Raw genomic sequence first — 20,878 nt, 5'->3', positions numbered from 1 at the left:
CAGGCCCATGACGAAGGTGCTGGTGGCAAACCGCGGGGAGATCGCCGTGCGCGTGATCCGGGCGGCACGGGACGAGGGCCTCGCCTCGGTCGCCGTCTACGCCGATCCGGATCGGGACGCCCTCCACGTCCGGATGGCCGACGAGGCCTTCGCTCTGGGCGGCGAGACCGCGGCGGAGTCGTACCTCGTCATGGACAGCATCCTCGACGCCGCGCGGCGCAGCGGGGCCGACGCCATCCATCCCGGGTACGGCTTCCTCTCCGAGAACGCCGAGTTCGCGCAGCGCGTGATCGACGCCGGGATCACCTGGATCGGGCCGTCGCCCGAGTCCATCTCGCAGCTCGGCGACAAGGTGCAGGCCCGGCACATCGCCGAGCGTGTGGGCGCCCCCCTGGTCCCGGGGACCAAGGACCCGGTCGAATCCGTGCAGGAGGTCGTCGACTTCGCGCAGGAGTTCGGGCTGCCCCTGGCCATCAAGGCGGCCTTCGGCGGCGGCGGACGTGGCATCAAGGTGGTGCGCAGCCACGAGGAGATCCCCGAACTGTTCGAGTCCGCGGTCCGCGAGGCGACGGCGGCCTTCGGCCGCGGCGAGTGCTTCGTGGAGCGTTTCCTCGACGCACCCCGGCACGTCGAGACGCAGTGCCTCGCCGACGCGTACGGCTCGGTCGTCGTCGTCTCGACGCGTGACTGCTCACTCCAGCGCCGCAACCAGAAGCTCGTCGAGGAGGCGCCGGCTCCGTTCCTGTCTGCTGAGCAGAACACCCGGCTGTACGAGGCGTCCAAGGCCATCCTCCGTGCGGCGGGCTACCAGGGTGCCGGCACCTGCGAGTTCCTCGTGGGACAGGACGGCACCATCTCCTTCCTCGAGGTCAACACCCGCCTGCAGGTGGAGCACCCCGTCTCGGAGGAGGTCACCGGGCTCGACCTCGTGCGGGAACAGTTCAGGATCGCCCGCGGCGAGGAACTCGGCTACGGGGATCCGGCTGTCCGCGGCCACTCCTTCGAGTTCCGGATCAACGGGGAGGACGCCGGCCGTGGCTTCATGCCCGCTCCGGGCACGGTCCAGACGTTCACGCTCCCGAGCGGACCGGGTGTCCGCGTGGATTCCGGGATCGAGGCCGGAGAGCTCATCGGCGGCAACTTCGACTCCATGCTGGCCAAGCTGATCGTCACCGGCGCCACCCGCGAGCAGGCGCTCCAGCGCGCGCGGCGGGCCATCGGTGAGATGGTGATCGAGGGCATGCCGACTGTGCTCCCCTTCCACGCCGCCGTCGTCGCCGATCCGGCCTTCGCCCCGGAGAGCGGGCCGTTCTCCGTCCACACCCGCTGGATCGAGACCGGCTTCGCCAACACCATCGAGCCGTGGACCGGCCCTGCGGAGCCGACGCCGGAGGAGGACACCCGCCAGCGCGTCACCGTCGAGGTCGGCGGCCGCCGCCTCGACGTGGTCCTTCCTGCCGGCCTCGGGGCATCCCCGAACGGCCGGACCGGCACGCCGGCCAAGTCGAAGAAGTCCGCCCGTGCCCGGGCCGGGAAGACGGCCGTCAGCGGGGACGAGCTGACCTCGCCCATGCAGGGGACGATCGTGAAGGTCGCCGCCAGCGACGGCGATGCGGTGCGTGAGGGTGACCTGATCGTCGTGCTCGAGGCCATGAAGATGGAGCAACCCCTGACCGCCCACAAGTCCGGAACCCTGTCCGGTCTCTCCGCGGCACCCGGGGACACCGTCTCGGCGGGATCGGTGATCGCCACCATCGGCGATTGAGTCGGTCCGTCCCGGACCGTCAGCCGCCGTTACCCTTGCCCCGGGCTTCGTCCGCAGCTTTGTCGGCGGCCCTCTCGGCCTCCTTCCTGGCCTGCTCGGCGGCCTTCTCCGCGGCCTTCCGCTGCTGCTCGGCGGCCTTGTCAGCCCCCTGCCCGCCGTCACCCGGCGTCACTGCCCCCTGATCAACCGCTCCCCCGTCCCCCGCGTCCTCGTCCGGTTCGTTCTCATCGGCTTCGTTCTCGTCCGTCTCGCCGGGTGTAGGTGCCGCCGGTGCCGCCGGTGCCTCCGAGACCGGAGCCGGGACCGGCGACTCCGGTGCCGGGTCCGCCGGGGCCGGAGTCGTCCCTGCCGGCGCCGGAGGGCCCGAGGTCCCTGCCGGGGCCGGCTCGGGCGCCGGGGTCCCCGCGGGAGCACCGTCGGCCGGCTCCTCCTCGGCCTGGAGGGAGGCGATCACGGCATCGATGTGCATGCCGATGAGCGAGGCACGGTCCTCGTTCACCGTTCCCGCGTCGCGGGCGCCGTCCACTTCCGCCCGGAGGCGTTCGGCCAGGGCGATCGCCCCGGTGCTGTCGCCTCCGGCTGCGGTGGCAGCGATGGTGCGCACCTCCGCCTGGAGGTCCCCCGCCGTCGCGGGATCGATCGGCTCGGCGCCGCACCCGCCGAGGAGCAGTGCCGCAGCGGCGAGCACCGGAAGGACGCCGATCCTGTACCGGGTCATCACTGCACGCTTTCGTAGAGTTCCTGGAGCCGCTCGCCCGGTTCGCCCGGCACCGCCGGCAGGGGCTCGATCCCGGGCGGGGAGCCGTCCGCGGTCATCGTCATCATGATCCAGAGGCCTGCGGCCGCCAGGGCCAGCACGGCGAGGAGAGCCAGGACCCACGGCAGGGCGGAGCGACGGCGGACGGGACGGGACGATGGACGCGGATCCCGGGTCTCGCCCGCGCCGTCGGGGTGGTCCTGGTCCACGGCGTCCGACACCCTGGTCAGGGCAACCCCCTGCGCCTGCTGGGCAGTGTCCGGGGCGCGGTCACTCCAGGGGCGCTCCGCAGCGCCGACGCGACGCAGGCCCGAGATGCTGTCCGTGACGCGGTCCGACGGCGCCGGTAATGCTGTCACCGCAGGTGCAGGCCGTGCCGGGACCGCCGTCGACGGCAGGGGCGGCGGCGGAGGCTCGGCGGCAGGTAGGACCGCCGTGCGTGGATCGGTCGACGACGGGGACTCGACGGCCGCGGGCACGGCCGCCGTGCGTGGATCGGGTGACGGCGCGCGCTCGGCGGCGGGAGGGAGGACCGCAGTGTGCGGGTCGAGCGACGCGGACGGCCCGGCGGCAACGGGCACCGCCGCGGTGCGCGGCTCCGGCGAGGCCGCGCCCCGGGGACCGGGCGCCGTCCAGGCAGCCGCCGGCACCTCGGTCGACGGCGTGCCGGCGGGCTCCCTCGACGCGCCGGTCGCCTCGGGTCCGCGCTGCGGGCCCATGACGGTGAGGGCACGGACGACGCCTGCGGCGTCCGGTCGATCGTCGGGGTCGTCCAGGGTCATCGAGACGAGGAGGGCCGAGAGGGCGGGCCCTGCGGCGTGCGGGATGGACGGGCTCCGGTGGAGCCTGGCCAGAGCGCTCTCGATACCGGTGCCGGGAAAGGCACGTTCACCCGTGAGGGCCTCGATCAGCACGAGCCCCAGCGAGTAGATGTCCGAGGGCCGGCCCACGCCGTCGCCCCGTGCCTGTTCCGGGCTGAAGTAGGCGGCGCTGCCGATGACCTGCCCGGTCGCCGTCATACGGCCTCCGTCGAAGAACCGGGCGATCCCGAAATCCGTGAGCAGATAGCCGAAGAGCCCGCTGTGGGGATCCGCCTCGCGCGTCAGGATGTTGGAGGGTTTCAGGTCGCGGTGCACGATGCCCTGGCCGTGGATGTACTGCAGCGTCCGCGCGAGATCGAGGGCCATTGTCCGGACCTCCTCTCGGCCGAGCGGTCCGGAGGTCCGGAGCCGGACGCCGAGATCCGGGCCGTCCACGAGTTCCATCACGAGGTAGGCGCCATCCTGCGCGTCCTCACCGTTGTCCATGTCGAGGACCCGCACCAGCCCGGGGTGATCGAGTCGCGCCAGCATGCGCGCCTCCGCTGATCCGCGTTCCAGGCCGTCGGCGGTGCCGGGCCTGAACAGTTTGACGGCCACGTCCCGCCCGAGGCGGGTGTCCCGGGCCGTGAAGACGTCCGCCATGCCGCCGGTGCCGACGCGCTTACCCAGCGCGTACCTCCCGGCCAGAGCCTGCTGTTCCATGTCGCCCGTTCCTACTACCCCGTCTTCCGCCTCCGGGCGAGCAGCGGCTGCGTCCGGGCAGGTGCTAAGCCTGCTGTGCTTCCAGTGTAGGGGGGCCGTGGCGGCGGCGCGCAAGCACAGCCGCCACGGGCAAGCCGACCCGTCGGCTCACGAGCCCGGAACGACGACGGCGCCGCACCCTGGTGGGTGCGGCGCCGTCGGGTGATGCGGTGGGAGCTAGGCGACGTTGTTCTCGTAGTCGTGGTCGCGGGTCTCGCGGGAGACGAAGAGGGCGATGAACGTGGCCACGGCGGCCACGCTGAGGTAGGCGCCGACGAGTACGGTGCTGCCGCCCGCGGCCTGCCAGAGTGCCACGGCGATGAACGAGGCGGGTGCTGCACCGATCATGCTCGAGACGTTGTAGGCGACGGCGGAGCCCGTGTAGCGGACGTTGGCAGGGAACAGCTCGGGAAGGACGGCGGCCATCGGCCCGAAGGTGAGGCCCATGAGGGTGAAGCCGACGATCAGCAGCACCATGGCTCCCGCGGTGCCCGCGGCGAACAGCGGCGCCCAGAGCAGTCCGAAGACCCCGATGCCCACGGTGGTGGCGAGCAGCATCTTTCGGCGGCCGAAGCGCTCGGCCAGGGGGCCGGAGATGATGGTGAAGATCCCGAAGAACACCACGCCGATGATCAGCATCCACAGGAAGTCCGGCCGGCTCATACCGAGGCCGGGCACGAAGGAGTCGATCTGCGCCTGCGTCAGTGTCTTGCCGGCGGCCTCGGCGCGGGCCTGCGCCTGCTCGAGCGAGGACGGCGCCGTCCCGTAGGTCAGCGTGAAGGCAGTCATGAAGTAGAAGAGCACGTAGGTGGCGAACATGATGAAGGTGCCGAGCAGGAGCGGACGCCAGTGGGAGCGGAACACGGTGCCGAGCGGGAGCTTGACCACCTTGCCCTCGGTCTGGACCTTCTGGAACGAGGCGCTCTCGATGAGCTTCAACCGGACGTACAGGCCGATGATCACCATGACAGCACTCAGCAGGAACGGCACGCGCCAGCCCCAGGCCATGAAGTCCTCCGCCGAGAGCGTGGTGCTCAGCAGCACGAACAGCAGGTTGGCGAGGATGAAGCCGATCGGTGCACCCAGCTGCGGGAAGGTCCCGAAGATGGCCCGCTTGCCCTCGGGTGCGTTCTCCGTGGCCAGGAGGGCGGCACCGCTCCACTCGCCACCGAGCGCCAGACCCTGGAGGAAGCGGAGCACCACGAGCAGGAACGGCGCCCAGAAGATCCAGCCCGCGCCCTCGGCGGTCGGCAGCACACCGATGAGGAAGGTCGCTATGCCCATGGTCAGCAGCGAGGCGACCAGCGTCGCCTTCCTGCCGATCTTGTCACCGAAGTGCCCGAAGAGGATGGAGCCGAGGGGCCGGGCGACGAACGCGACGCCGAAGACGGCGAAGGAGCTGAGCAGCTGGTTCGCCGACGTCTGGTTCGGGAAGAACAGGGCCGGGAACACCAGGACGGCGGCCGTCGCATAGATGTAGAAGTCGTAGAACTCGATGGTGGTGCCGATGAGGCTGGCGAAGATCACCCGCCCCCGGGAGTTCAGGGGCTTCGTGGTTCCGCTTCGGTCAGCGGCTGTGGAGGAGGTCATGGAGTCGGCTTTCTCGGGCTGGACACCGGACCGCAGGCACCCCGAGGAGCGGCGCAGCCCGGAGCCCGTGCTTCAGGAGTACCCGGACATCAGACCACCAGTGTCCACGTGCTGGATAAGCGTGTCCACACTCTGGACCATGGGAACTCTTCCAGGCGCTCCGATCCCGCCGCCGCCCGCCCTAGATGCGGACGTGCAGCCTGCGCGCGGCCTCCGAGATCGACCCCGTGAGCGACGGGTAGACCGTGAAGGTATTGGCGACGTCGTCCACATGCAGCTTCTTCGTCACGGCGAGCGCCAGCGGGAAGATCAGCTCCGATGCACGGGGCCCGACGACGACACCGCCGATCACCGTTCCCGAGCCCTTGCGGGAGATCACCTTCACGAACCCGTCCTTGACGTTCATCATCTTCGCCCGGGCGTTGGTGTGCAGGGACAGCTTCACGACGTCACCCTGGTACCGGCCCGAGGCGATGTCCTCCTCCGTCACGCCGACCGTGGCGATCTCGGGTGACGTGAAGATGTTCGACGCGACCTGCTTCAGCTTGATCGGACTGACCGAATCACCCATGAGGTGGGCGATGGCGATCCGGCCCTGCATCGCTGCGACCGACGCCAGGGCGAACACGCCCGTGCAGTCCCCTGCCGCATAGACGTTGGGTGCCGTGGTGCGCGAGACGCCGTCCACCTGGATGTGTCCGGACTCGCTGACGGCCACACCCGCCTCCTCGAGCCCGATCCCGGCCGTCCGCGGCACGGCCCCGACCGCCACGAGGCAGTGGCTCCCCTCGACCGTCCGGCCGTCCGCGAGGTGGACCACCACGCCGTTCTCCGTCCTGTCGACGGCGTCGGCCCGCGACTGCGAGAGGACGGTCATTCCGCGGTCCTTGAAGACCCCCTCGAGGACCTCCGCGGCGTCCGCGTCCTCGCCGGGAAGCACGCGGTCTCGGCTCGAGATGAGGGTGACCTTCGACCCGAGGCCGTTGTAGGCGCTGGCGAACTCGGCCCCGGTGACGCCCGAACCCACGACGATGAGGTGCTCGGGGATCTCGCGGAGGTTGTAGAGCTGGGTCCAGTTGAAGATGCGCTCGCCGTCGGGCATGGCGCTGGGGAGCTCACGGGGCGTCGCGCCGACCGCGAGGAGGACGGCGTCGGCCTCGACGATCAGGGTGTCTCCCTCCGACTCCACCTCGAGGCGGTGGTTGTCCAGCAGCTTCCCTGTGCCGATGATGACGCGCACGCCGAGGCGCTCGAGCGTCGCGCGGATGTCCGAGGACTGCTCGACCGCGAGCTTGAGCAGGCGCTGGTTGACCTTGTCGAGGTCCGCCGAGACCGCGCTGTCGGCGGAGAAGCGCACACCGAGCCCGCTCGCGTCCGTGAAACGCGTCATGGTGTCGGCCGTCGCGATGAGCGTCTTCGACGGGACCACGTCCGTCAGGACAGCGGAACCACCGAGTCCCTGGCTCTCGACGATGGTCACCTGGGCGCCGAGCGAGGACGCCACCATCGCGGCTTCGTAACCGCCGGGTCCGCCGCCCAGGATCGCCAGGCGCAGTGAGCTGAGATCGAGTTGATTGGTCACGCGTCCATCATCGCGCATGCCACCGACACGTCGGAACAGCGAACCGTGTGCCACCCGGCCGCGACACCCTGTGCCTGTGGGTGCGGCGGATGGGCAGAGGGTAAGTTGTAGCGGTGACTTCCGACTCCTCCCCCGACCCTTTCGACCTGGCCCGCGACGCTGCCGGCCACATCGCCCGAGCAACCGGCATCGACCGGCATGACACGGCCCTCGTCCTCGGCTCCGGCTGGGGCGAGGCGGCCGAGCTCATCGGCGAGACAACCCACACGCTGGACGCCGCGGACATCCCCGGCTTCTCCGCCCCCGCCGTGGTGGGCCACACCGGCACCATCCGCTCCATCCTGACCCCCAACGGCAAGCGGGCCCTGGTCCTGGGCGCGCGCACCCACTACTACGAGGGCAAGGGCGTCCGCGCCGTCGTCCACGGCGTGCGGACGGCAGCGGCGACGGGTGCGACGACGATGATCCTGACGAACGGCTGCGGCGGGCTGCAGGAGCAGTGGCAGCCCGGCACCCCCGTCCTGATCAGCGACCACATCAACCTCACGGCGTCGTCGCCCCTCGAGGGAGCCACCTTCGTGGACCTCACGGACCTCTACTCGACCCGGCTGCGCGCCCTCGCCCGCACCGTGGACCCGACGCTGGACGAGGGGGTCTACGCACAGTTCACCGGACCGCACTACGAGACCCCGGCCGAGGTGCAGTACGCCAAGCGCATCGGCGCCGATCTCGTGGGCATGTCCACGGCCCTCGAGGCCATCGCAGCACGTCATGCCGGCATGGAGGTCTTCGGCATCTCGCTGGTCACGAACCTCGCCGCCGGCATCAGCCCCGTCCCCCTCAGCCACACCGAGGTCCTCGAAGCGGGCCAGGCGGCCGGCCCGCGGATCTCGCGCCTGCTCGCCGACATCGTCGCGACCATCTGACCGCTTTCCGTCCGCCCGCCCGCCCCACTGGAGGGCTCGGCGGCCGGACCACCGCAGCACGACCGGTGCCCGTCCGGCCGCCGTCGACGATCCACCGTTAGGGACCCGCATGACCACCCCGGAACTGGACACCCTCCTCAGCACGGCCGACGACTGGGCCGCCGCCGACCCCGATCCGAGGACGGCTGACGAACTTCGGACCCTCGTGGGGCGGGTTCGGGACGGTGGAGCGCCGGCGGCAGCCGCGGAACAGGATCTGCGTGACCGCTTCTCCGGTCCGCTCGCCTTCGGCACGGCCGGACTGCGCGCAGCACTCGGCGCGGGTCCGAACCGGATGAACCGGGTCGTGGTGCGCCGTGCAGCCGCGGGTGTCGCCGCCCACGTCCTCGACCTCGCCGCCGGCGCCTACGTCCCGCGCGCCGTCGTCGGCTTCGACGCCCGGCACAACTCCAGGGTGTTCGCCGAGGAATCGGCGGCGATCCTCACCGCCGCCGGGATCGAGACCTTCCTCATGCCGACCGAGCTGCCGACACCGGTGCTCGCGTACGCGATCCGCACGCTGGCCTGCGAGGTCGGCATCATGGTCACAGCGAGCCACAACCCGCCGCAGGACAACGGCTACAAGGTGTACCTCGGCGGACGCGCCGTGGAGGAGGACGCCCGGGGCGTCCAGATCGTGGCACCGCACGACTCGGGTATCGCCGCGCACATCGACGCCGCCGGCGCGCTCTCGGACATCGTCCTGGCCCCGGAGGGCTGGACCGTCCTGCCCGGAAGCATCGAGGCCGACTACGTCTCCGCCGTCGCGGCCCTCGCCGATCCGGCGTCGACGGCGCGCGGGCTCAGGATCGTCCTCACGCCGCTGCACGGCGTGGGTGGACGCACGGCGCAGGCCGTCCTGTCGGAAGCCGGCTTCGACGACGTCACCGTCGTCCGGCGCCAGGCCGAGCCGGACCCGGACTTCCCCACCGTCGCCTTTCCGAACCCCGAGGAGCCGGGCGCACTTGATCTCGCCCTCGCCTTGGCCCAGGAGACCGGAGCGGACCTCGTGATCGCCAACGACCCCGATGCCGACCGCGTGGCCCTCGCCGCCCGGGAACCGTCCACCGGTGTCTGGCGCATGCTCCGCGGTGACGAGGTGGGCTCCCTGCTCGGCCTGCATCTCGCCGCCCGCCTCGGCTCGGGTGGACGGGACACCCCGTCGGCAGGAGCCGGCGCACGCGGGGTCTTCGCGAACTCGATCGTGTCCTCCCGCCTGCTCGGGCGGATCGCCGCCGTCTCGGGGATCGATCATGTCCAGACGCTGACCGGCTTCAAGTGGATCGCGCGCGTGCACGGGCTCTCCTTCGGCTACGAGGAAGCGCTGGGCTACTGCGTGGCTCCCGAGCTCGTCCGGGACAAGGACGGCATCTCCGCCGGCCTCCTCCTCGCCGAACTCGCCGCGGCCACCAAGGCCGACGGCCGCACGCTCTTCGACCTGCTCGACGACGCCTTCCTGGTGCACGGCCTGCATGCCTCGGACCAGCTGTCCGTCCGCGTCGGCAGCCTCGGACTGCTGGGGGCCATGATGAACCGGCTGCGCGAGAACCCGCCGTCGTCCTTCGCCGACTCGCCGGTGACCACGGCCGAGGATCTCGCGCAGGGCTCGGCCCACCTGCCTCCCACCGACGGGCTGCTCTACGTCACGCAGGACGAGACGCGCGTGATCATCCGGCCGAGCGGCACCGAACCGAAACTCAAGTGCTACCTCGAGGTCGTCGAGCCGGTCGGCTCTGCGGCCGAGCTCTCCGCCGCCAAGGAGGCGGCCCGCCTCCGGCTGCAGGCCGTACGCCGGGACGTCGGCGAGGCGCTCGGGCTCTGAACCCCTCCTGACGCGGGGGCGGCAGCCGTCTGCGGTACGGGCGGCGGCATGGAAGGATGGACGCCATGTCTACCGATGCCTCCCTCGCGTCCTTCATCGACCACACCCTGCTCAAGCCCGAAGCCAGCCGTGAGCAAATCCTCACCGTCTGCCGGGAAGCGGTCGAGTACTCCTTCAAGTCCGTCTGCGTCAATCCGCTCTGGGTCAGTACCGTCCGCACCGCGGTGAAGGACACCGGCGTCCTCACCTGTTCGGTCATCGGGTTCCCCCTCGGGGCCAGCACCACCGAGGTCAAGGTCGTCGAGGCGCGAGGCGCCGTGGCCGACGGCGCCGACGAGATCGACATGGTCATCGACATCGCCGCTGCACGGGCCGGTGAACGCGACGTCCTGGTCCAGGACATCCGGGCCGTGGCGGACGCCGTGCACGAGAACGGTGCCATCCTCAAGGTCATCATCGAGACCGCCCTGCTGTCGGACGAGCAGAAGGTGCTGGCCTGCGAGGCGGCCGTCGAGGCAGGAGCGGATTTCGTGAAGACCTCCACCGGGTTCAACGGCGGCGGGGCGACCGTCGAGGACATCGCCCTCATGCGGAGGACGGTCGGCCCGGACCTCGGCGTCAAGGCCTCGGGCGGGGTCCGCTCGCTCGAGGACGCCCGCGCGATGATCGGCGCCGGCGCAACCCGTATCGGAGCGAGCTCGGGAGTCGCTATCGTTAAGGGAGAACAGGGCGCCGCAGGCTACTGACGGCGAACCAGCCAGGACAGCGCGGAACCGGCCGTCACAGCACGCTAGGAGAACACATGTCACACCAGGTCAATGCCGAGAGCCAGCCAGCCCACGCCGGCAAGGGGCACCTCGTCAGCAACATCGTATGGTTCGTGGTCATCTTCGGTGCATTCCTGCTGAGCATCTACCTGCTGACCTGGTTCACGCCGCAGGACATCTGGCCCATGGCCGTGATCGTCGTCGTCGCGTTCCTCGTCTTCTTCATCCCGCAGGGCATCCTCGGCCGCGCGGACACCGGCTACAACCTCGCCGAGGGCAACCGGACCGACGAGAAGGAGACGTCGGCGGGCGTCGGCTCCTGATCTCCGGGCACACCGCGCCGACACCGGCCTGACTGACCTGAACGACGCGAAGAGGCCGTCCCCCGAGGGGGACGGCCTCTTCGCGTCGGTCCGGGGACCTAGGGAGTGAAGACCGCTTCCAGCACGTTCTTCGCCCAGTCGAGGATCTCGGCATCCACGAGGTCCCGACCGCCGATCCGCGCCGTCTTCGGCTTGGGTACCAGCACCGCGTTCATGGCGGGCTTCACCGTGGCGCCCGGATACATGCGGGTGAGCCGCATCTGCTTGGACTCCGGCAGCTCGGCCGGGGCGAACTTGATGAAATTGCCCTGCAGCGCCACGTCGGTGAGCCCAAGGGCCCGTGCCGCGACCCGGAAGCGGGCCACCGAGATCAGGTTCACGACCGCAGCGGGCGGCTCCCCGTAGCGGTCCTCGAGTTCGGCGACCACCGCGTCGATCGCCTCCTCGGTGACGGCGGCGGCCAGCTTCCGGTAGGCCTCCAGGCGGAGCCTCTCCCCCGGGACGTATTCGTGCGGTAGGTGGGCGTTGACGGGCAGCTCGATCTTCATCTCCGCCGCCTTCTCCTCGGCCTCGCCGCGGAAGGACGCCACCGCCTCGCCGACCAGGCGGATGTACAGATCGAATCCAACCCCCTGGATGTGGCCCGACTGCTCACCGCCGAGCAGGTTCCCGGCGCCGCGGATCTCGAGGTCCTTCATGGCCAGCTGCATGCCGGCACCGAGTTCGTTGTGGGACGCCACGGCCTTCAGCCGCTCGAGCGCCACCTCCCCGAGCGGTTTCTCCGACGGGTACAGGAAGTAGGCGTAGGCCCGCTCCCTGCCCCGCCCCACGCGGCCGCGCAGCTGGTGCAGCTGGGAGAGCCCGTAGGAGTCCGCACGGTCCACGATCAGCGTGTTGGCATTGGAGATGTCGAGACCCGTCTCGATGATCGTGGTGCACACGAGGACGTCGAACCGCTTCTCCCAGAAGTCCACGATGATCTGCTCCAGGCGGGACTCCGTCATCTGCCCGTGCGCGACGGCGACCCGCGCCTCGGGCACGAGTTCCTTGAGGTGCGCCGCGGTCCGGTCGATCGACGAGACCCGGTTGTGCACGAAGAACACCTGGCCCTCGCGCATGAGTTCACGCCGGATCGCGGCGGAGGCCTGCTTGTCCGTGTACGGGCCGACGTACGTGAGCACCGGGTGGCGCTCCTCCGGTGGGGTCGCGAGCGTCGAGGTCTCCCGGATGCCCGTGAGGGACATCTCCAGCGTCCGGGGGATCGGCGTCGCACTCATGGCGAGGACGTCCACATTGGTGCGCATCTTCTTGAGCGCCTCCTTGTGCTCCACGCCGAAGCGCTGCTCCTCGTCGACGATCACGAGCCCGAGGTCCTTGAAGGTGATCTCCTTGGACAGCAGGCGGTGCGTGCCGATGACGACGTCGACGGCACCCGAGGTGAGTCCCTCGGCGGTCTCCCGCGACTCCTTCGCCGTCTGGAAGCGCGACAGGGCGCGGACCCGGACCGGGAAGCCGGAGAACCGCTCGGAGAACGTCTCGAAGTGCTGCTGCACCAGGAGGGTGGTCGGCACGAGCACGGCCACCTGCTTGCCGTCCTGCACGGCCTTGAACGCGGCACGGACGGCGATCTCGGTCTTGCCGTAGCCGACGTCCCCCGAGACGAGCCGGTCCATCGGCACCTCACGCTCCATGTCCGCCTTGACCTCGTTGATGGTGGTCAGCTGGTCCGGCGTCTCGACGTAGGGGAAGGCCTCCTCGAGCTCGCGCTGCCAGGGCGTATCGGCACCGAAGGCATGACCGCGGGAGGCCATGCGCGCCGAGTACAGGCGGATCAGCTCGCCCGCGATCTCCTTGACGGCCTTCCGTGCCTGGTTCTTGGTCTTGCTCCAGTCCGAGCCGCCCATCTTGCTCAGCGCCGGGGCGTCCCCGCCGACGTAGCGCGTCACCTGGTCGAGCTGGTCCGTCGGGACGAAGAGGCGGTCCCCCGGGGCACCGCGCTTCGACGGCGCGTACTCGAGGACCAGGTACTCGCGGGTGGTCCGCGTGGGGCCGGCACCGGTGGAGCGCTGCATCAGCTCGACGAAGCGGGCCACACCGTGCTGCTCGTGCACCACGAAGTCGCCCTCCTTCAGCTGCAGGGGGTCGACGGCGTTCCTGCGCCGCGAGGGCATCTTCCGCATGTCGCGCGTACCCGAGGCACTGGTGCGTCCCAGCAGGTCCGCTTCCGTGAGCAGCCCGATCTTCAGTCCGTCCACCACGAACCCGCGCCCGGCGCACGCCGTCGTGATCTCGATGATCCCGGGCTGGGGAGGAGCGTCCAGGGAGTCGACGCGGCTCGCGGGGATGTCGTTGTCGTGGAACAGCTCCGCGAGGCGCTGGGCGGGCCCGGGTCCCTCGGTCGCGACCACGACGCGCCACTGGTCCCGGACACGTCCGCCGATGAAGTCCATCATCTCGGCGACGTCGCCCTGGTATCCGCGCGGCTCGCGTGCGTGCAGCGTGAAGCTGTCGACGTCGGCGAGCTCCTCGTCCGCGCCGAAGGAGGTGATCCCCCACCAGGCCACCTCGTGGGCGAGCGCCGTCGACCGCGTCTCCGTCAGCGAGCGGAAGCTCGCCTCCTGCAGGTCGGTGCCGAGACCGCCGCCGAGGTCGAGCGGGGCGGCGCCGCCGTCGGAGGCCGTGGACCACGCGGCGGCGAGGAACTCCTCGTTCGTGGCGGCGAGGTCGTGCGCGCGGGCGCGGACCTTCTCCGGCTCGATCACGACGGCGATGGACCCCGCGGGCAGCTCGCCCACGAAGGGCACCATGGCGTCCACCAGCACCGGGGCGAGGGACTCCATGCCCTCGACGGCGATGCCTCCGGCGATCTTCTCCAGCATCGCCGCCGCGGCCGGGAGCTCGGACTGCAGTTTCGCCGCACGGGACATGACCGACGGCGTGATGAGGATCTCGCGGCAGGGCGGCGCATACAGCGCCACCGGAGGTTCCCCCGTGGTCAGGGAGCGCTGGTCGGCGACGGCGAACCAGCGCATCTGGTCCACCTCGTCGCCGAAGAAGTCGACGCGGACCGGGTGGTCCTCGGTCGGTGGGAAGACGTCGATGATCCCCCCGCGCACGGCGAACTCGCCCCGGTGCGTGACCATGTCGACCCTCGCGTACGCCGCATCGGCCAGCGCCGTGACCACCTCGGAGAAGGCGATCTCGTCGCCCACCTTGAGCGCGACGGGCTCGAGGTCGCCGAGACCGGCGACGAGTGGCTGCACGACCGCGCGGATGGGCGCGGTGATGACCCTGATCGGCGACCCGCCCGGGTGGGCGAGCCGCCGGAGGACCGAGAGCCGGCGGCCCACCGTGTCCGAGCGCGGAGACAGGCGTTCGTGCGGCAGGGTCTCCCAGCTGGGGAACTCCTCGATGGCACTCTCGGGCAGGTAGCTGCGGAGCGCCTGGGCCAGGTCCTCCGCCTCCCGGCCGGTCGCCGTGATCGCGAGCACCACGGGCACCGCTGCGCCGGCATCGGGGGTTGTGGCAGCGCCGACGTGGGGTGCCGACAGGCCCGCCAGGCCGTCGACCATCTCCGCGATCAGGGGCGCGCGCAGTCCCGCGGGCGCACCGATCTGCAGGTCGGCGCTGCGCTGGTCGACCGGGCGCGAGGCGTTGGTGCGTACGCGCGCATAGGACGCGTCCTCGGCGAGCGCCGCGCGCAATCCGTTCAGGCTCATCTGTCTGGGGCTCCTCAGGCGTGGTCTCCTCCGCCACCGGCCCATGGTCCGCGCCGGCTCGACGCGGCTGCCGAGGGGCTGGGACAGCACGAAAGCCCGGGAAGACGAATCGTTCCCGGGGATGCCCCCAGACTACCAAGGGGGCCTGACGCTTTCGGGGCCCGCCCGGCGCCCCCTGACCGGCAGGCCGTAGGATTGCTGGCAGACCCTGCCCGCCCGGCATCTCGACGACCCCAGGAGAACCCATGGCCCTGAACGCATCGACCACGCTCCCCTACGACCCGGCGACGGTCCTCGGGGTGTTCACCGACGAGGGCTTCGTCCGCCACATGAGCGAGCATGTCGGCGGCACCCTGGAGTCGCTCACGGTGGACGGGGACACCGCCGGCGCGTTCACGCTGACGGCGGTCCGCACCATGCCGACCGATCGCCTCCCCGACATGGCCCGCAAGTTCGTCGGCGAAACCCTGTCCGTCACCCAGACCGAGCAGTGGGCGGCGCCGACCGCCGACGGCTCCCGCGAGGCGACACTGCAGATGACCGTCGCGGGCGTCCCCCTCTCCGTGGCAGCGGTGCAGCGCCTCACGGCGCAGGGCGGCGGGACCGTCGTCGATCTCCAGGGCACCGTCTCCTCCACCATCCCGTTCCTCGGCGGGAAGATCGCCGGTGCCGCCGAGCCGATGATCGGCAAGGCCCTCAACGTGCAGGCGACCGAAGCCCGCACCTGGCTCGAGAACCGCTGACAAGACCGTAGCCACCCCACCCGAGAGTTCCGCGACCACCATGCAGCTGCCCACACCCCTTGCCCTGATCCTCATCCTCTCCGGCGTCTGGACCCTGATCGTCTGGCCGCCGTTCCTGCGCCGCATCCTCAAGGACCCGCGCGCCCGCGACGAGAAGGGCGCGGCGACCAGGTTCCTCACGGTCCACCTCATGCTGATCTCCACCTCGATGATCCTCGGCGCGGCGACTGCCGTCATCGGGGTGCGAGCCCTCATCGCCTGAGACCGGACCATGCCTGCACGCTGCATCCCCGAGGAGACCCGATGACCCAGGACGATCGAGCGAAGCCGGCAGGCGCCCACCCGGTGATCCTCCAGCGATCGAGCTATGCGGAGCACCTCCGCATCACGGAGATCCTGCGCAAGGAGACGGTGGGGGGCATCCTGCTCCTCGTCGCGGCCGCCCTTGCCATCCTCTGGGCCAACTCGCCGTTCTCCGCGTCCTACTTCGCGATCCGGGACTTCGAGTTCGGCTACGAACCATGGCACCTGAAGCTGTCGGTGGGTACCTGGGCCTCCGACGGTCTCCTCGCGGTCTTCTTCTTCCTCACGGGCCTCGAACTCAAGCGTGAGTTCGTGGCCGGGGACCTGCGGCGGCTCAGCCGCGCGATCGTCCCCGTCGCGGCCGCCTTCGGCGGTGTCCTCGTGCCCGCGCTCATCTACACGGCCGTGAACCTGTCCTCCCCCGAGACGCTCCGCGGCTGGGCCATCCCCACCGCCACGGACATCGCCTTCGCCCTGGCCGTGCTCGCGGTCATCAGCTCGCACCTGCCCGGTGCCCTGCGCGTCTTCCTCCTGACGCTCGCCGTCGTGGACGACCTCATCGCCATCGCGATCATCGCGTTCTTCTACTCGGAGGACGTCAGCCTCGTCTTCCTCCTCTGGATGCTGCTCCCCCTGGGCCTCTTCGCCCTGCTCGCCCAGCGGCGGCCGAAGTTCTTCGGGAGCACCACGCGGGGCCCGTGGCTCGTCCTCCTGCCGCTGGGTGTCGCCACCTGGGCGCTCATGCACGCGTCGGGGGTGCACGCGACGGTCGCCGGGGTGCTGCTCGGGTTCTGCGTGCCCGTCCTGCGGAGGTCCGAGGGCAGGCCCCTGCTGCCCCGCCCCAACAAGCCGGGACTGGCCGAGGTCCTCGAGCATCGCTTCCGCCCGCTCTCGACGGGCTTCGCCGTACCCGTCTTCGCCTTCTTCTCCGCGGGTGTGGCGATCGGGGGCGCGGAGGGCTTCGCGTCCGCGCTCACGGATCCCGTCCTGATCGGGGTCGTGCTCGGGCTCGTCCTCGGCAAGCCGATCGGCGTGCTCCTGACCACGTTCGTCGTCACGAGGACCACGAAGGCCGACCTCGATCCGGGACTGAGCTGGTGGGACCTGCTGGGCGTCGGGATCCTCGCCGGGGTCGGGTTCACCGTGTCCCTGCTCGTCAACGACCTCAGCTTCGGGGCGGGCAGCGAGCACGACGACCACGCGAAGGTCGCCATCCTCACGGCATCCCTCCTGGCGGCGCTCCTGGCGAGCGTGGTGCTGCGCCTGCGCAACAAGCACTACCGCCGCATCGAGGAGGAGGAGAAGGTCGACACCGATGCGGACGGCGTCCCCGACGTGTTCGAGAACCGCGCGGACTGATCCATGACCGAACCGGGGGTGGTGCAGGCAGGGCATGGTCCGGTCGAGGCCGTGCGGGGTCCCCGCCGGGCGCGTAACAGGCGCCGGATCATCCTGAGCGAACTGGCCCTCACCAGCACCTTCTCCATGACGGTCGTGCTCGGGCTGCTGCAGAGCGAGGAGCTCCGCTCCGTCCCCGTCTTCGTCGCAGGGTGGATCCTGAACCTGGCCGTCTTCGCACTGTGCTGCACGCTGCCGTGGTCGCGCATCCCCAGCCGCTGGGTCATCATCGTCCCGCTCGTCGATTTCGTCGCCATCGCGCTCACCCGGGCGGCCGCTGGAGACAGCCTCACGGGCGTCGGGCTCCTCGCCGCCTTGCCCACGGTCTGGATCGCCGCGTCGAGGGTCCGCACCGCGACCGCCGTGACGATCGCCGTCGTCGCCTCCCTCCTCGTCATCTGGCTGCCGTTCCTCCTCCGCACCGAGGTGCTGACACTCCGCGGCCTCATCGATCCCATCCTCCTGCCCATCATGCTCACGGGTCTGGCCGGGTTCGTGAGCGCGCTGGCGAAGGACAACCGGCGACGACAGGACGCACTCCGGGCATCCCAGGCAGCACTGCGGGAGAGCATCGAGGCCGGCCGCGACCGCGAACGGCTCCTCGGGACCGTGCTGGACACCGTGAGCGTGGGACTTCTCGCCGTGGACCGTGACGGCAACGACATCCTGATGAACGCCCGCCAGCGCGAGGGCCATGCGGCAGCCGCGCCCCCGGACACGCCCGATCCGCAGGAGAGCGAGCTGCTCATCTTCGGTGCGGACAGGACCACCCCGATCCCGCCAGAGATCCGACCGGTGCGCCGGGCCATCATGGGCGAGGACCTGCAGGGCGAACAGGTGTGGGTGGGCGCCGGACGGTCCCAGCGTGCGCTCAGCATCTTCTCGCAGTCCATGTACGACGACGACGGCGCCTTCGCGGGAACGGTCGTGTCCTTCAACGACGTCACCGAACTGCTCCTCGCCCTGCAGGCCAAGGACGACTTCCTGTCGAACGTCTCGCACGAGTTCCGCACCCCGCTCACGTCGATCCTCGGCTATCTCGACCTGACGCTGGAGCTGGGGGACGTGCTGCCCGAGGGCGTGGAGGGCTACCTCGAAATCGCCCGGCGGAATGCCCTACGGCTCGAACAGCTGGTCGAGGACCTGCTCGCGATCAACGCCGGCACCTTCGAGGTCATCCCGATCGCCACGGACGTCGGCCGTATCCTCGCCGATGCGGCATCCTCCGGCCATCTGCGGGCCGTGCGGGCCGGGGTCCATCTCGAGAACCGGGCGCCCTCGTCCCTGCAGGCGGTCGCGGACCCGGCCCGCCTCGCCCAGGCGGTCGACAACCTGCTGACCAATGCCGTGAAGTACAACAGGCGCGGCGGAAGCATCACGCTGAACGCCTCCCTCGGGGACGACGGCCTCGTCATCGAGGTCGAGGACACGGGGATCGGCATCGAGGCCGAGGAACTGCACCAGGTCTTCGACCGCTTCTTCCGCTCCCCGTCGGTGCGTACCTCGGCGGTGCCGGGCGTCGGGCTGGGCCTGCTGATCACCAAGAGCATCGTCAGCGAGCACGGCGGCTCCATCTCGGTGGCCAGCGAGCCGGGCCGTGGGTCGTGCTTCACCGTCGTGATCCCGCAGCCCACGCGGTGAGCGGGGGTCCTGCCCGCACCACCGTGGGCCGGCTCGTCGGGACCTAGCCGTTGGCGGCGAGCAGGGACTCCTCGAGCGCGACCCAGGCGAGCATGGCGCACTTCACGCGCGCAGGGAACCGGGACACACCCGAGAAGGCCGCAGCGTCCCCGAGAACCTCCTCGTCGGCCTCGATCCGGCCGCGGGACCGCATGACCTCGCGGAACGCATCGACGAGCGTGATGGCCTCGTCACGCGGCAGGCCCTGCACGAGGTCCGTGAGCACCGACGCCGAGGCCATCGAGATGGCGCATCCGGCACCGTCCCATGTCACCGCCGCGACGCTGCCGTCCAGCACGGCGGCGCGGAGGGTGATCTCGTCCCCGCACACAGGGTTCAGCTGGTGGGACTCCCCCACCCTGCCGTCGCCGTCGTACGCTGCCAGGGGCGAGCCGTGCCGCGCCTTCGCGTGGTCGAGGATGATCTGCTGGTACAGCTGTTCGAGTCCTGTGCTCATCTACTCTGCTCCGAAGAAGGGGCGGACCTGGGCGACGGCCGCCAGGAAGGCGTCCACCTCGTCCGTCGTCGTATAGAGGTACGTGCTGGCGCGGGTGGTGGCGGTGAGCCCCAACCTGCGGTGCAGCGGCTGCGCGCAGTGGTGGCCCACGCGGACGGCGATGCCCTGGTCGTCGAGGAACTGGCCCACGTCGTGGGCGTGCACGCCGTCGACGTCGAACGCCGCCAGTCCGATCCGTGGCTGATCGGCCCGTGGCCCGAGGACCCGCACGCCGTCGATCGCCTCGAGACCCGCGACGAGACGCCTCCCCAGCGTGGCTTCCCAGGCCTCGATCCGCTCCATGCCGGTCTCCGCCAGGTAGTTGGCCGCGGCACCGAGGGCGACCGCCTGCGAGATGCGCTGCGTCCCGGCCTCGAACCGGTTCGGCGAGGGCAGGTACTCGGCGCCCTGCATGGTGACGGTGGTGATCATGGAGCCGCCCGTGAGGAAGGGCGGCATCGCGTTCAGCAGTTCGGCGCGTCCGTAGAGTGCGCCGATGCCGGTGGGTCCCAGCATCTTGTGGCCGGAGAACACCAGGAAATCGACGTCGAGGGCCTTGACGTCCACCGGCAGGTGCGGCACCGACTGGCAGGCGTCGAGGAGCGTCAGGGCGCCGACCTCGCGGGCGAGCCCCACGATCTCCGCCACCGGGCTGATGGTCCCCAGGACGTTCGAGGCGTGCGAGAAGGCGACCATCCTCGTCGAGGAGGTGATGACCTGCCGGGCCTCGTCGAGGCGCAGCGCACCGTCGTCGTCGACCGGGATGAAGCGGAGCTCGGCGCCGGTGCGCGCGGCGAGTTCCTGCCACGGGATCAGGTTGGCGTGGTGCTCCAGCTCCGTCACCACGATGCTGTCCCCGGGCCCGACGGCGAACCGGCGCGCGGTGTCCCCTCCGCGGCCGAGCGAGGCGTTGGACATCGCGTAGGCGACCAGGTTGATCCCCTCCGTGGCGTTCGAGGTCCACACCAGCTCGTTCGTCCGCGCTCCGATGAACCGGGCGACGGCGGCGCGCGCGTCCTCGTACGCGTCGGTGGCGTCGACGGCGAGGGAGTGGGCGCCGCGGTGCACGGCGGCGTTGCGCTGCTCGTAGAACTCCTGCTCCGCCTCCATGACGCTCACAGGATTCTGCGACGTGGCGCCCGAGTCGAGGTAGACGAGCGGCCTGCCGTTGACCTCCGTGCCGAGGATCGGGAAGTCGTTGCGGATGCGATGCACCTCGGCGTCCGTCAGCCCGGCGTCGGACGGGGTGAGCGTGACGGGGGTTTCGATCACGGGCACGGATACTCCTCGGATGCGTCTGCACCCTCGCGGCAATTACGCAAGGATTGTCTGCGTTAATCCTGCCACTCGGGGGTGGAGCGGGGCATCCCAGTGGAGCCTAAGAAGCGCCCCGGGACTGCAGAAGG

At 70.6% G+C, this 20,878-nt stretch carries 16 protein-coding genes; 9 read left to right on the top strand and 7 right to left on the bottom strand.

Annotation, left to right across the window (positions count from 1 at the left end; translation table 11 throughout):
- Nucleotides 1-7: 7 nt before the first annotated feature.
- Complete coding sequence (locus NVV32_RS04715) at nt 8-1,765, top strand: acetyl/propionyl/methylcrotonyl-CoA carboxylase subunit alpha (protein ID WP_422391998.1); 1,758 nt, start codon at nt 8-10, stop codon at nt 1,763-1,765.
- Between the two features lie 19 nt (nt 1,766-1,784).
- Here the strand turns inward: NVV32_RS04715 and NVV32_RS04710 are convergent, their stop codons facing one another.
- From NVV32_RS04710 to NVV32_RS04695, 4 genes are all read right to left on the bottom strand, one after another.
- Entirely contained in the window at nt 1,785-2,483 is a 699-nt protein-coding gene (locus tag NVV32_RS04710) for a hypothetical protein (RefSeq protein ID WP_422391550.1), read from the bottom strand.
- Nucleotides 2,483-4,045 (bottom strand): protein kinase domain-containing protein, encoded by a 1,563-nt coding sequence (locus NVV32_RS04705; protein WP_422391549.1) that lies wholly within the window; start codon nt 4,043-4,045, stop codon nt 2,483-2,485. Before NVV32_RS04705 ends, NVV32_RS04710 begins: the two co-directional genes overlap by 1 nt.
- Nucleotides 4,046-4,261: 216 nt before the next feature.
- Nucleotides 4,262-5,674 carry an MFS transporter gene (locus NVV32_RS04700; protein ID WP_055770354.1) on the bottom strand — a complete coding sequence of 471 codons (1,413 nt, stop codon included), beginning with the start codon at nt 5,672-5,674 and terminating at the stop codon, nt 4,262-4,264.
- Nucleotides 5,675-5,855: 181 nt separating this feature from the next.
- The gene (locus tag NVV32_RS04695) at nt 5,856-7,274 is read right to left on the bottom strand and encodes an NAD(P)H-quinone dehydrogenase (protein ID WP_422391548.1); all 1,419 of its coding nucleotides are present in this window, start codon (nt 7,272-7,274) and stop codon (nt 5,856-5,858) included.
- 95 nt (nt 7,275-7,369) lie between these two features.
- Between NVV32_RS04695 and NVV32_RS04690 the strand changes: the two genes are divergently transcribed.
- From NVV32_RS04690 to NVV32_RS04675, 4 genes are all read left to right on the top strand, one after another.
- Nucleotides 7,370-8,182, top strand: a complete 813-nt coding sequence (locus NVV32_RS04690; RefSeq protein ID WP_422391547.1) for a purine-nucleoside phosphorylase — start codon at nt 7,370-7,372, stop codon at nt 8,180-8,182.
- Nucleotides 8,183-8,291: 109 nt separating this feature from the next.
- On the top strand, nt 8,292-10,043 hold the full coding sequence (locus tag NVV32_RS04685; protein WP_422391546.1) for a phospho-sugar mutase: 1,752 nt from the start codon (nt 8,292-8,294) through the stop codon (nt 10,041-10,043).
- Nucleotides 10,044-10,108: 65 nt separating this feature from the next.
- On the top strand, nt 10,109-10,789 hold the full coding sequence (gene deoC, locus NVV32_RS04680; protein WP_055770839.1) for a deoxyribose-phosphate aldolase: 681 nt from the start codon (nt 10,109-10,111) through the stop codon (nt 10,787-10,789).
- 56 nt (nt 10,790-10,845) lie between these two features.
- Nucleotides 10,846-11,133 (top strand): hypothetical protein, encoded by a 288-nt coding sequence (locus NVV32_RS04675; protein ID WP_055770343.1) that lies wholly within the window; start codon nt 10,846-10,848, stop codon nt 11,131-11,133.
- A gap of 98 nt (nt 11,134-11,231) precedes the next feature.
- Here NVV32_RS04675 and mfd read toward each other — a convergent pair whose 3' ends face one another.
- Entirely contained in the window at nt 11,232-14,852 is a 3,621-nt protein-coding gene (gene mfd / locus NVV32_RS04670; RefSeq protein WP_422391545.1) for a transcription-repair coupling factor, read from the bottom strand.
- 245 nt (nt 14,853-15,097) lie between these two features.
- On the opposite strand from mfd, the gene NVV32_RS04665 reads away from it, so the two are divergent.
- The 4 genes from NVV32_RS04665 to NVV32_RS04650 are packed head-to-tail and all read left to right on the top strand — an operon-like array spanning nt 15,098 to nt 18,937.
- On the top strand, nt 15,098-15,595 hold the full coding sequence (locus tag NVV32_RS04665; RefSeq protein ID WP_055770339.1) for a DUF2505 domain-containing protein: 498 nt from the start codon (nt 15,098-15,100) through the stop codon (nt 15,593-15,595).
- Nucleotides 15,596-15,635: 40 nt separating this feature from the next.
- Nucleotides 15,636-15,857 carry an SCO4848 family membrane protein gene (locus NVV32_RS04660; RefSeq protein WP_055770337.1) on the top strand — a complete coding sequence of 74 codons (222 nt, stop codon included), beginning with the start codon at nt 15,636-15,638 and terminating at the stop codon, nt 15,855-15,857.
- Nucleotides 15,858-15,898: 41 nt separating this feature from the next.
- On the top strand, nt 15,899-17,257 hold the full coding sequence (gene nhaA / locus NVV32_RS04655) for a Na+/H+ antiporter NhaA (protein WP_422391544.1): 1,359 nt from the start codon (nt 15,899-15,901) through the stop codon (nt 17,255-17,257).
- A gap of 3 nt (nt 17,258-17,260) precedes the next feature.
- Nucleotides 17,261-18,937 (top strand): sensor histidine kinase, encoded by a 1,677-nt coding sequence (locus NVV32_RS04650; RefSeq protein ID WP_422391543.1) that lies wholly within the window; start codon nt 17,261-17,263, stop codon nt 18,935-18,937.
- A gap of 43 nt (nt 18,938-18,980) precedes the next feature.
- Here NVV32_RS04650 and sufU read toward each other — a convergent pair whose 3' ends face one another.
- Both sufU and NVV32_RS04640 read right to left on the bottom strand, forming a co-directional pair.
- Entirely contained in the window at nt 18,981-19,433 is a 453-nt protein-coding gene (gene sufU / locus NVV32_RS04645) for a Fe-S cluster assembly sulfur transfer protein SufU (protein WP_422391542.1), read from the bottom strand.
- Nucleotides 19,434-20,750: a cysteine desulfurase gene (locus NVV32_RS04640; RefSeq protein ID WP_422391541.1), complete on the bottom strand. Its 1,317-nt coding sequence runs from the start codon at nt 20,748-20,750 to the stop codon at nt 19,434-19,436.
- Nucleotides 20,751-20,878: the final 128 nt, after the last annotated feature.

This window comes from Arthrobacter sp. N1 (genome assembly GCF_048288285.1).
GTDB lineage: Bacteria > Actinomycetota > Actinomycetes > Actinomycetales > Micrococcaceae > Arthrobacter_D.
This window is presented reverse-complemented; position numbering and strand designations above follow the sequence as displayed.

Excerpts from the sequence above, each read along its gene's own strand:
- sufU (WP_422391542.1), bottom strand. The coding sequence starts at position 19,433 with ATGAGCACAGGACTCGAACAGCTGTACCAGCAGATCATCCTCGACCAC.
- NVV32_RS04695 (WP_422391548.1), bottom strand. The coding sequence starts at position 7,274 with ATGCGCGATGATGGACGCGTGACCAATCAACTCGATCTCAGCTCACTG.
- NVV32_RS04705 (WP_422391549.1), bottom strand. The coding sequence starts at position 4,045 with ATGGAACAGCAGGCTCTGGCCGGGAGGTACGCGCTGGGTAAGCGCGTC.
- NVV32_RS04715 (WP_422391998.1), top strand. The coding sequence starts at position 8 with ATGACGAAGGTGCTGGTGGCAAACCGCGGGGAGATCGCCGTGCGCGTG.
- NVV32_RS04685 (WP_422391546.1), top strand. The coding sequence starts at position 8,292 with ATGACCACCCCGGAACTGGACACCCTCCTCAGCACGGCCGACGACTGG.
- nhaA (WP_422391544.1), top strand. The coding sequence starts at position 15,899 with ATGACCCAGGACGATCGAGCGAAGCCGGCAGGCGCCCACCCGGTGATC.
- deoC (WP_055770839.1), top strand. The coding sequence starts at position 10,109 with ATGTCTACCGATGCCTCCCTCGCGTCCTTCATCGACCACACCCTGCTC.
- NVV32_RS04660 (WP_055770337.1), top strand. The coding sequence starts at position 15,636 with ATGCAGCTGCCCACACCCCTTGCCCTGATCCTCATCCTCTCCGGCGTC.
- NVV32_RS04700 (WP_055770354.1), bottom strand. The coding sequence starts at position 5,674 with ATGACCTCCTCCACAGCCGCTGACCGAAGCGGAACCACGAAGCCCCTG.
- NVV32_RS04665 (WP_055770339.1), top strand. The coding sequence starts at position 15,098 with ATGGCCCTGAACGCATCGACCACGCTCCCCTACGACCCGGCGACGGTC.
- NVV32_RS04650 (WP_422391543.1), top strand. The coding sequence starts at position 17,261 with ATGACCGAACCGGGGGTGGTGCAGGCAGGGCATGGTCCGGTCGAGGCC.
- NVV32_RS04710 (WP_422391550.1), bottom strand. The coding sequence starts at position 2,483 with ATGACCCGGTACAGGATCGGCGTCCTTCCGGTGCTCGCCGCTGCGGCA.
- mfd (WP_422391545.1), bottom strand. The coding sequence starts at position 14,852 with ATGAGCCTGAACGGATTGCGCGCGGCGCTCGCCGAGGACGCGTCCTAT.
- NVV32_RS04675 (WP_055770343.1), top strand. The coding sequence starts at position 10,846 with ATGTCACACCAGGTCAATGCCGAGAGCCAGCCAGCCCACGCCGGCAAG.